This is a genomic window from Thalassobaculum sp. (assembly GCF_040219215.1).
Lineage (GTDB): Bacteria > Pseudomonadota > Alphaproteobacteria > Thalassobaculales > Thalassobaculaceae > Thalassobaculum_A.
The window spans coordinates 79,498-93,896 of the sequence record NZ_JAVJSX010000015.1 but is presented as its reverse complement, the minus strand read 5'-3'; the positions used below and the strand labels follow the sequence as shown (position 1 = coordinate 93,896).

Below are 14,399 nucleotides of genomic sequence, written 5' to 3'. Positions count from 1 at the left end.
TTGGGGATGGGGTAGACTCCCCCAATCGATTCGCGTAGGGCTCCGGCCTTCCACGAGTGGAGACGAAGCGGCCATGAAGTTCTTCATCGATACCGCCGATGTGGCGGAGATCCGCGATCTGGCAAGCACCGGCCTGGTCGACGGCGTGACCACCAACCCGTCGCTGATCGCCAAGTCCGGCCGGCCGATGGCCGAGGTCATCGCCGAGATCTGCGACGCGGTGCCAGGTCCGATCTCGGCCGAGGTCACGGCGACCGACTACGCCACCATGCTGCGCGAAGGCCGCTACCTCGCCTCGATCGCCAAGAACGTCGCGGTCAAGGTGCCGCTGACGGTCGACGGCCTGAAGACCTGCAAGACGCTGTCCGACGCCGGCACCCCCGTGAACGTCACGCTGTGCTTCTCCGCCGCCCAGGCGCTGCTGGCCGCCAAGGCGGGCGCCGCCTTCATCTCGCCGTTCGTCGGCCGGCTCGACGACATCGGCGCGGTCGGCATGGACCTGATCGCCGACATCGTCGAGATCTACAGCGCCTACGATTTCAAGACGGCTGTCCTGGTCGCCTCGGTGCGCGGCCCGCAGCACGTGATCGAGGCCGCCAAGCTGGGCGCCGACGTGGTCACCCTGCCGCCGGCGGTGCTGCGCCAGATGTACAAGCACCCGCTGACCGACAAGGGGCTGGAGGCGTTCCTGGCCGACTGGGCCAAGACTGGCCAGTCGATCCTGGGACCGGAGACCGACACCGCATGACCGACAAGGTTCCGGCCAAGAGTGCCAAGGGCAGCGGCAAGGCGCCGGGCGACCTGAAGGACCTGACGGCCGACCGGGTGGTCGACTACCTGAAGGATCACCCGGACTTCCTGGTCGAGCACCCGGACCTGTTGCAGATCCTGACGCCGCCGCGCCGCGAGGCCGGCAACGTCATCGATTTCCAGCACGCCATGGTCCAGCGCCTGAAGTCGGAGAACGACAAGCTGCAAACCGCCCAGGACTATCTGGTGGTCACGGCGCGTTCCAACCAGTCGATCCAGTCTCGGGTCCACGACGCGGTGCTGGCGATCCTGCGCGCGCCGTCGTTCGAGAGCATGATCCACACGGTCACCAGCGAGTTGGCCGTCCAGCTCGACGTCGACGCGGTGACCATCGGGGTCGAGGCCGGCGACGTGCCGATCCCCAAGGCCTACGCCGCCGGGATCCGCGCCCTGCCGGAAGGGGCGGTCGACGGCATCCTGGGGCGCGGGCGCGACGTGGTGCTGACCAGCAACATCACCGGCGATCCCCGACTGTTCGGCGCCGCGGCCGGGCTGGTCCGCAGCCAGGCGCTGACCCGGCTGCGCGCCTCCACCCAGGCGCCGGTCGGACTTCTGGCCCTCGGCTCGCGCCGGCCGGACGGCTTCATCGCCGGCCAGGGCACCGAGCTGCTCGGCTTCCTGGCCCGGTCGCTCGAAATCATGATCCGGCAGTGGCTGCACCTGCCCGGCTGAGCGATCCGCTCGACCCGGCGACCACACCGGTCGATGCCGGTCTGGCCGGCGCCATCGCCGACTGGCGCGAATGGCTGAAGTCCGAGAAACGGGTGTCGCCGCACACCCTGGCCGCCTACGTCCGGGACCTCGGCGGCTTCGTGAGCTTCCTGGCCGGCCATCTCGGCGATACCGTCGACCTGAGCTCGCTCGGCACACTGCAGCCGGCCGATTTCCGGGCATGGCTGGCCCGGCGGGCCGGCGAGGGGCTGGAAAAGAGTTCGACCGCCCGGGCGCTGTCGACGATCCGCGGTTTCTTCCGGTTCCTGGAACGCCGCGGCCTGGCCAGCAACGCCGCGGTCGGCGTGGTGCGCGGGCCGCGGGTGCCGCGGTCGATCCCGAAGGCGCTGACGGTCGAGGAGGCTCGCGATGCCCTTGAGAGCGTGGGCGAACTGACCGACGAGCCATGGATCGCCGCCCGCGATTCCGCGGTGCTGACCCTGTTGTACGGCTGCGGCCTGCGGGTCGGCGAAGCCCTTGACCTGAACCGGCGCGTGGTCCCGCTGGGCGATACCTTGACCATCACCGGCAAGGGCGGCAAGGCCCGGATGGTGCCGGTACTGCCGGTGGTGCGCCGCGCGGTCACCGACTACCTGGAGCGCTGCCCCTACCGCCTCGGCCCGGACGACCCGCTGTTCGTCGGGGTTCGCGGCGGCCGGCTCGGCGCCCGCCGGGTCCAGCAGTCGATCCAGACCCTGCGCGGCTGGCTCGGCTTGCCGGAGACCGCCACGCCGCACGCCCTGCGCCACTCGTTCGCCACCCATCTGCTGGCCGGCGGCGGCGACCTGCGGGCGATCCAGGAACTGCTGGGCCACGCCTCGCTGTCGACCACCCAGCGCTACACCGAGGTCGACGCCGCCCGGCTGCTCGACGTCCACCGCTCGGCCCACCCGAGGGACCGGAGCCGCTAAGGCGGAACGCTCCGGCATCCGTCACCGTATGGCTGTTCGGCCCGTCACCGTTATACGCCGTCACGCCGGCAAGCGCAGCGCGACCCGGGGGCACCCGCAGCACGGGCGTCACGGAGCGTCGACCAATTCGGAGTACAGGTCGCGCCACGCCGGATTAGCCGCCTCGATCAGTGCGATCTTCCACGCGCGCCGCCAGCGTTTCGGGCGTTTCTCCTGCCGGATCGCGGCGAGCATGTCCGGCTCCGACCGATACCAGACCAGCCGGTCGGTCCGGTAACGCGCACTGAACCCGGAACGCGCCTGACGGTGCATCCAGACCCGGCAGGCGAGATCGCCGGTCACGCCGACATACAGCGTGCCGTGACGATGGGAAGCCAGCAGGTAGACGCACGGGCGCAGCATAAGGCGGTCTATGGCAGGGCGAGGGCCAAAGCCCGTCGCCCGCGGGATCCCGGCTCCGTCCCGCTGGCGCCGGTCCGGTCCGGGATGACGACCGTTGGGCGGGACACTCCTCCCCCTCGGCCGTCACCCCGGGCAAGCGCAGCGCGACCCGGGGGCCACCCGATGCGTCGACGCCAACGGCGTTGTTCGGTCCGTCGCCGCGTGGGTCCCGGATCAGATGTGGATCGGCCGGCCGTCGACCGCCAGGGCGGCTTCCTTGATGCCTTCGTTCAGGGTCGGGTGGCCGTGGCACATGCGGGCGACGTCCTCGGCCGAGCCGCCGAACGCCATCGCCATGCAGATCTCGTGGATCAGCGTGCCGGCGTCCGGGCCCAGGATGTGGGCGCCGAGAATCCTGTCGGTCTTGGCGTCGGCCAGGATCTTGATCTGGCCTTCGGAGTCCAGGTTGGCGCGGGCCCGGCTGTTGGCGGAGAACGGGAACACGCCCTTGCGGTACTCGACCCCGGCTTCCTTCAACTGCTCCTCGGTCTGACCGACGGTCGCCAGTTCCGGCCATGTGTAGACGATGCCCGGAACCAGATTGTAGTCCACGTGGCCGGACTGGCCGGCCATGATCTCGGCGGCGGCCACGCCGTCTTCCTCGGCCTTGTGGGCCAGCATCGGCCCGGGGATCACGTCGCCGATCGCGAAGATGCCCTTCACGTTGGTCTCGAAATCCGCGTCGACCAGGATGGCGCCGCGCTTGTCCAGCTCGACGCCGAGCGCCTCCAGGCCGAGTCCGGCAGTCAGCGGCCGGCGGCCGATCGACAGCAGCACCACGTCGGCCGTCATCTCCTCGGCGTCTCCGCCCTTGACCGGCTCGACCGTCAGCTTGACCCCGGTCTTGGTGGTCTTCGCGCCGGTGACCTTGGCGCCGAGCTTGAATTCCAGGCCCTGCTTCGCCAGCACGCGCTGAAAGCGCTTGGCGGTGTCGGTGTCGGTGCCCGGCACGATCCGGTCGAGGAACTCCACCACCGTCACCTTCGAGCCCAGCCGCTTCCACACCGAGCCCAGTTCGAGTCCGATCACGCCGCCGCCGATGACGATCAGATGCCCCGGTACCTTGGTCAGTTCCAGCGCGCCGGTCGACGTGACGATCTTCTTCTCGTCGACCTCGACCCCCGGCAGCGGGGTCGACTCCGAACCGGTGGCGATCAGGATGCGCTCGCAGTTCAAGGTCTGGGATTTGCCCTTGCCGTCCGGCGCCACCTCGACCTTGCCGGGCGCGGTGATCTTGGCGGTGCCCTGGACCCAGTCGATCTTGTGCTTCTTGAACAGGAAGGCGATGCCGTCGGTCAGGCCGGTGACGATCGCGGTCTTGCGGGCCATCAGCGCCTTGACGTCCAGCTTCGGCTTGCCGACCTGGATGCCGAAATCCGACAGGTGGTGCTCCGCCTCGGAGAATTTCTCCGAAGCGTTCAGCAGCGCCTTGGACGGAATGCAGCCGACGTTCAGGCAGGTTCCGCCGAGGGCGGAGCGCTTCTCCACGCACGCCACCTTCAGGCCGAGCTGGGCGGCGCGGATGGCGGCGACGTAGCCGCCGGGGCCTGCGCCGATGACCACGAGATCGTAGGTGTCCGACATCGGTTCCTCGGGTTTCGAAGTTGTTGGCGTGGCCGCGCTCAGAGATCCAGCAGCAGGCGCCGCGGATCCTCGATCGCGTCCTTGAGCCGGACCAGGAAGGTGACCGCCTCGCGGCCATCGACGATCCGGTGGTCGTAGCTGAGCGCCAGGTACATCATCGGCCGCACTTCGACCTTGTCGCCGATCGCCATCGGGCGCGGCTGGATCTTGTGCATGCCCAGGATACCGGACTGCGGCGGGTTCAGGATCGGCGTCGACATCAGCGAGCCGTACACGCCGCCGTTCGAGATCGTGAAGGTGCCGCCCTGCATGTCGGCCAGGCTGAGCTTGCCGTCGCGGGCCTTCAGGCCGAGTTCGTTGATCGCCTTCTCGACCCCGGCGAACGACAGCTGGTCGGCGTCGCGCAGGATCGGCACCACGAGGCCCTGGGGCGTGCCGACCGCGACCCCGATGTCGAAGTAGTTCTTGTAGACGATCTCGTCGCCGTAGATCTCGGCGTTGACCGCCGGCAGTTCCTTCAGCGCGGCCAGCGCGCCCTTCACGAAGAAGCTCATGAACCCGAGCTTCACGCCGTGCTTCTTCTCGAAGCTGTCCTTGTACTCGTTGCGCAGGGCCATCACCGCCGTCATGTCCACCTCGTTGAAGGTGGTCAGCATGGCCGCCGTGTTCTGGGCTTCCTTCAGGCGCCGGGCAATGGCCTGACGCAGGCGGGTCATCTTCACCCGCTCCTCGCGCGGATCGTCCGGGCGCGGCGGCAGCGGACCGGCCGCGGGCGCCGAACCGGCAGCCGGCGCGGCCGAGTAGGTGCGCTTGGCGTTGCCCGCCTCGATCGCCTTCTGCACGTCCTCCTTCACCAGCCGGCCGTCCTTGCCGGTCGGCTTGATCTTGCCGGGGTCAAGGTCGTTGTCCTCGACCAGCTTGCGCACCGCCGGGGACAGCGTCTTGACGTCGTACGAGCCTGAAGCCGCCGCTGCGGCCGGCTTGGATGCCGCCGGAGCCTCGGCCTTCTTGGCTTCCGGAGCCGGCTTTGCCGCCTCCTTCGGGGCCTCCTTGGGCGCCTCCGGCTTCTTCGCCGGTGCGGACGCCTTGGCGGTCTCGTCGATGGTGCCGAGCAGGGCCCCCACCGCGACCTCGGCACCCTCCTTGGCGGCGATCTCGGTCAGCACGCCGGCGGCCGGTGCGTTGACCTCCAGGGTAACCTTGTCGGTCTCCAGTTCGACCAACGGCTCGTCCGCTTTGACGGCGTCGCCCACCGCCTTCATCCACTTCGCGACCGTCGCCTCGGACACGGATTCGCCGAGTGCCGGAACGGTGATCTGCGTCGCCATCGCCTATGCGCCTCTTGTCTGTCGTTCGGACGGCAACAAGCGGCCTTGGCCGCTCGTTCCCAAGGGTTGGTTGTTTGCGGCCTACTCGGCGGCCAGTCGGCCCTTGCGGACCGTCGCGCTGACAGTAAGTGCTTCGTCGACCAGTTTCTGCTGCTCGCGGACGTGCCGGCCGTGGTTGCCGGTCGCCGGCGACGCGGCTTCCGCCCGTCCGACGTAACGCGGCCGGCGGCAGGCGCCGTCAAGCTCGATCAGCACATCCTCCAGCCGACGGTCCAGGAACGTCCAGGACCCCATGTTCTGGGGCTCCTCCTGGCACCAGACCACGTCGGCCTGCGGGAAGCGCGACAGTTCATGCAGCAAAGCCTTCTGCGGGAACGGATAGAGCTGCTCCAGCCGCAGGAAGAACACGTCCTTGATGCCCCGCTTGGCCCGCTCCTCGTACAGGTCGTAGTAGACCTTGCCCGAGCAGAGCACGACGCGTTTGACGTCCTTGTCGTCGCACAGGATCTCGTTGTCGTAGAGGACCCGGTGGAAAGTGGTGCCTTCGCCCATTTCCGCGAACGTCGAGACGCACAGCTTGTGGCGCAGCAGCGACTTCGGCGTCATCACGATCAGCGGCTTGCGGAAGTCGCGGTTGAGCTGACGACGCAGCACGTGGAAGTAGTTGGCGGGCGTGGTGCAGTTCACGACCTGCATGTTGTCTTCGCCGCACAGCTGGAGATAGCGCTCCAGCCGGGCCGACGAGTGCTCGGGGCCCTGGCCCTCGTAGCCGTGCGGCAGCAGCATCACCAGCCCTGAAAGGCGCAGCCACTTGGCCTCGCCCGACGAGATGAACTGATCGACAATCACCTGGGCGCCGTTGGCAAAGTCGCCGAACTGCGCCTCCCACATCACCAGCGCGTTCGGCTCGGCCTGGCTGTAGCCGTATTCGAAGCCGAGCACGCCAGCCTCCGACAACGGGCTGTCGATCACCTCGTACTGCGCCTGGCCCTCCTTGACGTGGTTCAGGGGGACATAACGCTCCTCGGTGGTCTGGTCGATGTAGACCGAGTGGCGCTGCGAGAACGTGCCGCGGCCGGAATCCTGACCGGACAGGCGCACAGGGACGCCGCTGGCCAGAAGCGATCCGAACGCCAGCGCCTCGCCGAACGACCAGTCGACGCCCTCGCCGCTCTCCACCGCCTTGCGCCGCCCCTCGATGAAACGGGTGAGCTTGCGATTGATGTCGAGGGACTCGGGAACCTCGCACAGCTTGCTGCCGATACGCTTCAGCTCGTCGACGGGCACGGCGGTCTCGCCGCGCCGCGCGTCACCGGACGCCACCTTGATGCCGGACCATTTGCCTTCCAGCCAGTCGGCCTTGTTGGCCTTGTAGGACAGGCCGGATTCGAACTCCTGGGCCAGATAGGCGTTCTGTTCCTCGACCAGCCGGTCACCCTCGCCTTCGGCGATTACGCCCTCGCGGGTCAGCTGATCGGCGTAGATCTGCCGGGTGGTCGGCTGGGAGCCGATCTTGGCGTACATCAGCGGCTGGGTGAACGTCGGCTCGTCGCCTTCGTTGTGGCCGAAGCGGCGGTAGCCGATCATGTCCACCACAACGTCGACCCCGAACTCCTGGCGGAACTCGGTGGCGATCCGCGTGACGTGGATGACCGCCTCCGGGTCGTCGGCGTTCACATGGAAGATCGGCGCCATCACCATCTTCGCGATGTCGGTCGGATACGGCGACGATCGCGAGTAGTGCGGGCTGGTCGTGAAACCGATCTGGTTGTTCACGATGATGTGGATGGTGCCGCCGGTCTTGTAGCCGCGCAGGCTGGAGAAATCGAAGGTCTCCGCCACCACGCCCTGGCCGGCGAACGCCGCATCGCCGTGCAGCAGGACGCCCATGACCTTCTTGCGGTTCTTGTCGCCGCGCTGCACCTGCTTGGCGCGCACCCGGCCCAGCACCACCGGATTGACGATCTCCAGGTGCGACGGGTTGGCGTTCAGGGTCAGGTGGACGTTTGCCCCGTCGAACTCACGGTCGGCCGACACGCCCATGTGGTACTTCACGTCACCCGAACCGCCGGCATCTTCCGGGTTCGCCGGGTTTCCCAGAAACTCCGAGATGATCGCGCGGAACGGCTTGTCCATGAAGTTGCACAGCACGTTCAGCCGGCCGCGGTGCGACATGCCGAGCACGACTTCCTCGATGCCGATCTGGCTGCCGCGCTTGAGGATCTGTTCCAGCGCCGGGATCAGCGTCTCGCTGCCGTCGAGGCCGAACCGCTTGGTGCCGACATATTTGACGGCCAGGAATTTCTCGAAGCACTCGGCGGCGGTCAGGCGGTCGAGGATCGCGCGCTTGCCCCGGTCGGTGAAGTCGGTCTGATTGCGGATCTGCTCGATCCGCTCCTGGATCCAGGCCTTCTGGGCCGGGTCCTGGATGTGCATGAACTCGACGCCGATCGACCCGCAATAGGTCGCCTCGAGCAGGTCCATGATCTCGCGAAGGGTCGCGGTCTCAAGCCCGAGTACATGGTTGATGAAGATCGGCCGGTCCCAGTCGGCGTCGGTGAAGCCGTAGGTCTCCGGGTCGAGTTCGGGGTGCGGCGTCGGCTCGTCCAGCCCGAGCGGATCCAGCTTGGCCCGAAGATGGCCGCGGATGCGGTAGGCGCGGATCAGCATGATGGCCCGCAGCGAGTCCAGCGTTGCGGCCCGGACGTCCGCCGCCGCCGGCGCCTTGTTGCCGGATCTGGCGTTCTCGTTCGCGGGGTCGGCCGCACCGATTACCTTGGTGCGGCGCGGCGCCCAGCTCGGACCGTCGGCATCGTGCGCGGCGGCCCCCGCCTCGTCCTGAAGCTGGTCGAAATAGCTGCGCCAGCTCTCGTCCACCGAGGTCGGCTTCGCAAGGTAGCGCGCGTAGAGTTCAGCCATGAACGGGGCGTTCGCACCGTTCAGGAAGGTCAGATCGAGATCATCCGTCGACATGATCGTTCACGCCTCTCGTCACCCCCGGCTCGACGCCATCCGGCAAGCCCGACACTTGGGCCGGCTGTGCCAGCCGTTCATCTCAGGCCCGATGGTAGACACCGATTCCTTAACAAATGGTCGTCTCATCCGCCCTGCAGATCAAGGGCGGGACCGAGTCCCGCCCCTGCCGCATCACCCGTTGATGGCCGCGAGCATCGTCTCGCCCAGCTTGGCCGGCGAGGCCGACACCTTTATTCCGGCCGCCCGCATCGCCTCCATCTTGTCGTCGGCGCCGCCCTTGCCGCCGGCGATGATCGCCCCGGCATGGCCCATGCGCCGACCCGGAGGAGCCGTCACGCCTGCGATGAATCCGGCCACCGGCTTCTTCACCTTCGAGCTCTTCAGGAACTCGGCCGCCTCTTCCTCGGCCGACCCGCCAATCTCGCCGATCATGATGATGCCCTGGGTCTCGTCGTCAGCCAGGAACATCTCCAGCACGTCGATGAAGCTGGTGCCGTTCACCGGATCGCCGCCGATGCCGACGCAGGTCGACTGGCCCAGCCCGGCCGCCGTGGTCTGCGCCACCGCCTCGTAGGTCAGCGTGCCCGACTTCGACACGATGCCGATCTTGCCGCGCTTGTGGATGTGGCCCGGCATGATGCCGATCTTGCAGGCGTCCGGCGTGATCACGCCCGGGCAGTTCGGTCCGATCAGTCGGGTCCTGGTGCCGGACAGCGCGCGCTTGACCTTCAGCATGTCGAGAACCGGGATGCCTTCGGTGATGCAGATCACCAGCGGCAACTCGGCGTCGACCGCCTCCAGGATCGAGTCCGCGGCGAACGGCGGCGGGACATAGATCACGCTGGCATTCGCTCCGGTCTTGGCGACCGCCTCGTGCACGGTGTCGAACACCGGCAGGCCGAGATGGCTCTGGCCGCCCTTACCGGGGGTGACGCCGCCGACCATCTTGGTGCCGTACTTGATGGCCTGCTCGGAGTGGAAGGTTCCCTGGCTACCGGTGAAGCCCTGGCAGATGACCTTCGTGTTCTTGTCGACGAGAACCGACATCAGGCCGCCTCCTTCACCGCTTTGACGATTTTTTCTGCAGCGTCTCCGAGATTGTCCGCCGACACGATCGGCAGGCCGGAATCCGCCAGGATCTGCTTGCCCAATTCGACGTTCGTGCCTTCCAGACGTACCACCAGCGGAACGTGCAGGCTGACCTCGCGGGCCGCCGCCACCACGCCCTCGGCGATCACATCGCAGCGCATGATGCCGCCGAAGATGTTGACCAGGATGCCTTCGACGTTCTTGTCCGACAGGATGATCTTGAACGCCGCGGTCACCCGGTCCTTGGTGGCGCCACCGCCGACATCGAGGAAGTTCGCCGGCTCCCCGCCGACCAGCTTGATGATGTCCATGGTCGCCATGGCCAGACCGGCCCCGTTGACCATGCAGCCGATGTTGCCGTCGAGCTTGACGTAGTTGAGTTCGTGCTTGCCGGCCTCGAGCTCCGCCGGATCCTCCTCGTCCTCGTCACGCAGCTCGGCGATGTCGGGGTGCCGGAACAGGGCGTTGTCGTCGAAGTTCATCTTGGCGTCGAGCGCGATGATGTCGCCCGCACCGGTCACCACCAGCGGGTTGATCTCCATCATCGAGGCGTCCAGGTCGACGAACGACTTGTACAGCGAGATCAGGAACTTGACCGCCGAAGACACCTGCTTGCCCTCGAGCCCGAGGCTGAAGGCAATGCGGCGGGCATAGTGCGCGCTCATGCCGACGACCGGATCGATCGCCACGCTCAGGATCTTGTCCGGGGTGTGAGCGGCGACTTCCTCGATGTCCATGCCGCCTTCGGTCGACGCGATCACCGTCACCCGGCTGGTCGCGCGATCGACCAGCAGCGACAGATACAGCTCGCGAGCGATGTCGCAGCCATCCTCGATGTAGAGGCGCTTGACCTCCTTGCCCTGCGGCCCGGTCTGATGGGTCACCAGGGTCATGCCGAGCATGCGTTCGGCCTCGGCCTTCACCGCGTCGAGCGACTTGACGACCTTGACGCCGCCGCCCTTACCGCGGCCGCCGGCGTGGATCTGCGACTTGACGACCCAGACCGGCCCGCCGAGCTTCTCCGCAGCCTTGACCGCTTCGTCCGGGGTGAAGGCCACCCCGCCGCGCGGCACTGCCACGCCGAACTTGGCCAAGAGCGCCTTGGCCTGATACTCGTGGATGTTCATGGTTCCCCGCTCATCGTATTGCAGCCGCCAAGCGCGGCGTCCGTCCGGATGGCCGCGACGCCGGCCGCCTCGCTGCACTCTGCGTCGGACACGGGCGCGTCGGCCATCTCGGTTCCGGCTTGCGTGTAGGGCGCATTACTGTACGAGCCGGGCCGGGCCGGGGCAACCGGCCTGACCCGACCGTGCACAGATCAGCTCCCGAGCTTCACCACGACCTCGTTGAGCGCGCGGACGGCGCCGACCGAATGGTCGAACATCGCCTTTTCTTCGGCGTTCAACGCGATCTCGACAATCCGCTCCACGCCACCGGCGCCGATCACCACCGGCACGCCGACATACAGGCCGTCCAGACCATAGGCGCCCTTGACGTAGGCCGCGCACGGCAGAACCCGCTTCTTGTCGCGGATATAGGCCTCGGCCATGGCAATCGCCGAACTGGCCGGAGCGTAGAACGCCGACCCGGTCTTCAGCAGGCCGACGATCTCGGCGCCGCCGTCGCGCGTGCGCTGGACGATCGCGTCGATCTTTTCCTGGGTGGTCCAGCCCATCTTGATCAGGTCGGGAACCGGGATGCCGGCAACCGTGGAGTAGCGGGTCAGCGGCACCATGGTGTCGCCGTGGCCGCCCAGCACGAAGGCCGTAACGTCCTCGACCGAGACCTTGAACTCCTCGGCCAGGAAGTAGCGGAACCGCGCGCCGTCCAGCACGCCGGCCATGCCGACCACCTTCTCGTACGGCAGCCCGCAGGCGTCGCGCAGCACGCCGACCATGACGTCCAGCGGGTTGGTGATGCAGATCACAAAGGCATCGGGGCAGTTCTTCTTGATGCCTTCGCCGACCGACTTCATCACCTTGGTGTTGGTGCCGATCAGGTCATCCCGGCTCATGCCGGGCTTGCGCGGGATGCCAGCGGTCACGATGACGACGTCGGCCCCGGCGATCGCCGAGTAGTCACTGGCGCCGGTGACCGAGGCATCGAAGCCCTCGACCGGCGACGCCTCGGCTATGTCGAGACCCTTGCCCTGCGGCACGCCGTCGACGATGTCGAACAGCACGATGTCGCCGAGCTCCTTGAGGCCAGCCAGCAAAGCCAGCGTGCCACCGATATTGCCGGCGCCCACGAGCGCAATCTTGTTGCGAGCCATGATCTCCCCTGTCGCAGCGATGAGGCGTTCAATACCCGCAGCGGCCGGCGGCGGAGAACGGCCGTCGGCGGCCAAGGGCGTGCGCGGCGGGACATACCCCGAATTGCCGGATGGGGCAAGCGCCCGGCGCCGGGCGGCGGGTTGATCACAGGCCATCCAGCGGTCAGTGTTTGCCGATGGAGCAGCCCGCGACCGGCAAGATCAACGTCGTCTCGACCACCACCGAGGCCGAAACCACGGCTCTGGCCGCCGGGACGACCGATCCGGTCCTGCAGGTCGGGGCCCGGGAAGCCGTCGTGGACCGCTCCGACCGGAGCTGGCGGCGCCAGTTGGACGGCCGCGATTTCACCGGGCTCGACGTCGCCGACGGCGATGGCGTCGACGTCGTCGCCGATCTGTGCTGGCCGTTCGAGCGCCTGGACGCAGCGCTCGCGCACCGGCGCTTCGGGCTGATCCTGTGCCAGCACGTTCTGGAGCACGTCAAACGCCCGTTTACCGCCGCCGACAACCTCGCCGGCCTGCTGGCGCCCGGCGGCACGCTCTACGTGGCCACCCCGTGGGTGCAGGCCTTTCACGGCTACCCGGACGACTACTGGCGGTTCTCGTTCCGCGGGCTGATGGAGTTGTTCCCGGACCTGAGCCCCGTCGACATGTACTACAGCGCCACCGGCACCGGGCTGGACGCCGCCTACAAGATCACGGTCGACGGGAATGTCGATCTGGATCGCACTCCGTTCGAGATCGAGAGCCGGCTGTTCGAACTGAGCTTCCCGCCGGACCGGAACCTCGAGATCCTGCGCGGTCAGGCCGAGCAGCCCAAGCTGCCGCTGGCGCGCCACTACCTGCCCGCGATCTTCGTCAACCTGGTGCTCAAAGCACCGTAAGGACAGGGTGCCGGCAGACACTCACTTGGTAGGAGCGGGTGCCGGTTCCGCCGGCTGAACCGGCTTGGTCTCGCCCATCGCCGCGGGCTTTTCAGGGGTCCCCGACTTGCCTGCCGGCGCCGCCTTGGAATCGTCCAGGGCTTTCTGCGCCCGGTCGATCCGGTCGGCGTAGAGTTCCGATGTGGTGTCGAAAGCCTCGGCGTAGCGGTATTTCTCGAGTGCGCTTTCGTACCATCCCAGTTTGAACAGCGTGTCGCCCCAGCCCGCCATCAGCGTGTCCGACACCAAGCCGAGTTCGGCCGCCGTCGCGAACCGCCGGTCGGCCAGCCGGTGCTTGCCGCCCTGGGCGTAGCCCGTGGCCAGGGCAAGGAACCGTTCGCCGATATCTGGATCGAGCGACCGTGCCTTGGCGTATTCGCGCTTGGCGGCCTCCTCCTGTCCCAGCGCCGCAAAGGCGTCGCCGTAGAACGCCACGCCAAGGGCGGATTCGGCGCCAATCTTGTTGGCCGCCGCGAAGTCGTCGAAGGCCCGGGGCAGTTGGTCGGAATACAGGTTCGCCATGCCGCGCAGCAGATAGGCGTTTTTGATGTTGGAGTCGGTGCACGCCCAGGAGAAGAGCTGCTTGCAGTCGACCAGCAGCTCGGACGCCGCCTCGATGGTGGTTTCGTATTCGCCGGTCTCGGAATCCTGAATGAAATGGAACGCCAGCGCCTCGAACGGCGAGACATAGCTGACCACCTGGAGGCCGAGATAGTCGATCAGAGCGTCGGGGTCCTTCAGCGGCAGGTCACCCTGCCGGATCGTGAAGCCATGGACGATATGGTCGCCGCGGATACGCCAGTGCGCGGTTTCCTCGTTCTGGGTGATCTCGAGCTCGACGCGATGCGGTTCCAGGCCCAGCAAGCCTTCGGTGGCGCGCAGCAGCTCGACAATCCCGAAATACGACGCGACGTCGCCGATCGGCTGGGCTTGGCCCTGGACCACGACCTTGGTTTCCCGCAGCGAGGCCACTTCGAGCTGGATCCGCCGCATCGAGTCGACGACCTGATTGGCCACGATCTTCGAAGAGTAGCCGCGCTCTTCAAGATAAGGGGGGATTGTGTAGGTGTGCACCTCCGCCACTCCCCAATGGGAGTAGGTGCTGAGCGCCAGCAGCGTGACGAACACGGACACGGTATAGCCAACAAGCGTCAAGTCCATGCGCCACCCCCCGGAGCCGATAGTACGTCGGTACAGCGCGCCTGTGCCGCCTGGGATGCGCGGCACGCGCTACCGGAAGCAAACGCCGCCGGCACGACGACGTTCCCCATCCACTTGCCGAACCGCGGCCGATGCTCGCCGAACGATAGCAGAGGGGGTCGGAGGGATCGATATCGGTGTTTGAACTTGCGAC

The 14,399-nt window shown here is 67.4% G+C and carries 12 protein-coding genes; 4 read left to right on the top strand and 8 right to left on the bottom strand.

The features are described from left to right. Window positions 1-73 precede the first annotated feature (73 nt). From fsa to RIC54_RS12980, 3 genes are read left to right on the top strand one after another with little or no spacing between them, the layout of a single operon-like run. Window positions 74-748 carry a fructose-6-phosphate aldolase gene (gene fsa / locus RIC54_RS12990; RefSeq protein WP_350151083.1) on the top strand — a complete coding sequence of 225 codons (675 nt, stop codon included), beginning with the start codon at window positions 74-76 and terminating at the stop codon, window positions 746-748. Continuing rightward, window positions 745-1,482: a DUF484 family protein gene (locus tag RIC54_RS12985; protein ID WP_350092336.1), complete on the top strand. Its 738-nt coding sequence runs from the start codon at window positions 745-747 to the stop codon at window positions 1,480-1,482. Before fsa ends, RIC54_RS12985 begins: the two co-directional genes overlap by 4 nt. Then, window positions 1,461-2,432 (top strand): tyrosine recombinase XerC, encoded by a 972-nt coding sequence (locus RIC54_RS12980; protein ID WP_350092334.1) that lies wholly within the window; start codon window positions 1,461-1,463, stop codon window positions 2,430-2,432. The genes RIC54_RS12985 and RIC54_RS12980 overlap by 22 nt, the downstream gene beginning before the upstream one ends. 108 nt (window positions 2,433-2,540) lie before the next feature. Here RIC54_RS12980 and RIC54_RS12975 read toward each other — a convergent pair whose 3' ends face one another. From RIC54_RS12975 to mdh, 7 genes are all read right to left on the bottom strand, one after another. Next, window positions 2,541-2,834, bottom strand: a complete 294-nt coding sequence (locus RIC54_RS12975; protein WP_350092331.1) for a GIY-YIG nuclease family protein — start codon at window positions 2,832-2,834, stop codon at window positions 2,541-2,543. Between the two features lie 213 nt (window positions 2,835-3,047). After that, on the bottom strand, window positions 3,048-4,457 hold the full coding sequence (gene lpdA, locus RIC54_RS12970) for a dihydrolipoyl dehydrogenase (RefSeq protein ID WP_350092328.1): 1,410 nt from the start codon (window positions 4,455-4,457) through the stop codon (window positions 3,048-3,050). 38 nt (window positions 4,458-4,495) lie between these two features. Beyond that, window positions 4,496-5,785, bottom strand: coding sequence for a 2-oxoglutarate dehydrogenase complex dihydrolipoyllysine-residue succinyltransferase (gene odhB / locus RIC54_RS12965; RefSeq protein WP_350151080.1), 1,290 nt, complete (start codon window positions 5,783-5,785; stop codon window positions 4,496-4,498). Window positions 5,786-5,866: 81 nt separating this feature from the next. Next, a complete protein-coding gene (locus RIC54_RS12960) occupies window positions 5,867-8,758 on the bottom strand; it encodes a 2-oxoglutarate dehydrogenase E1 component (RefSeq protein ID WP_350151078.1) in 2,892 nt (963 codons plus the stop codon). 174 nt (window positions 8,759-8,932) lie between these two features. After that, entirely contained in the window at window positions 8,933-9,808 is an 876-nt protein-coding gene (gene sucD / locus RIC54_RS12955; protein WP_350092322.1) for a succinate--CoA ligase subunit alpha, read from the bottom strand. Further along, window positions 9,808-10,977, bottom strand: coding sequence for an ADP-forming succinate--CoA ligase subunit beta (gene sucC / locus RIC54_RS12950; RefSeq protein WP_350092319.1), 1,170 nt, complete (start codon window positions 10,975-10,977; stop codon window positions 9,808-9,810). The genes sucD and sucC overlap by 1 nt, the downstream gene beginning before the upstream one ends. A gap of 191 nt (window positions 10,978-11,168) precedes the next feature. After that, entirely contained in the window at window positions 11,169-12,122 is a 954-nt protein-coding gene (mdh, locus tag RIC54_RS12945) for a malate dehydrogenase (RefSeq protein WP_350092316.1), read from the bottom strand. Window positions 12,123-12,298: 176 nt separating this feature from the next. Between mdh and RIC54_RS12940 the strand changes: the two genes are divergently transcribed. Then, window positions 12,299-13,006, top strand: coding sequence for a class I SAM-dependent methyltransferase (locus RIC54_RS12940; protein ID WP_350092313.1), 708 nt, complete (start codon window positions 12,299-12,301; stop codon window positions 13,004-13,006). 21 nt (window positions 13,007-13,027) lie between these two features. Here the strand turns inward: RIC54_RS12940 and RIC54_RS12935 are convergent, their stop codons facing one another. Next, window positions 13,028-14,206, bottom strand: coding sequence for a tetratricopeptide repeat protein (locus RIC54_RS12935; RefSeq protein WP_350092310.1), 1,179 nt, complete (start codon window positions 14,204-14,206; stop codon window positions 13,028-13,030). Between the last annotated feature and the right edge of the window lie 193 nt (window positions 14,207-14,399).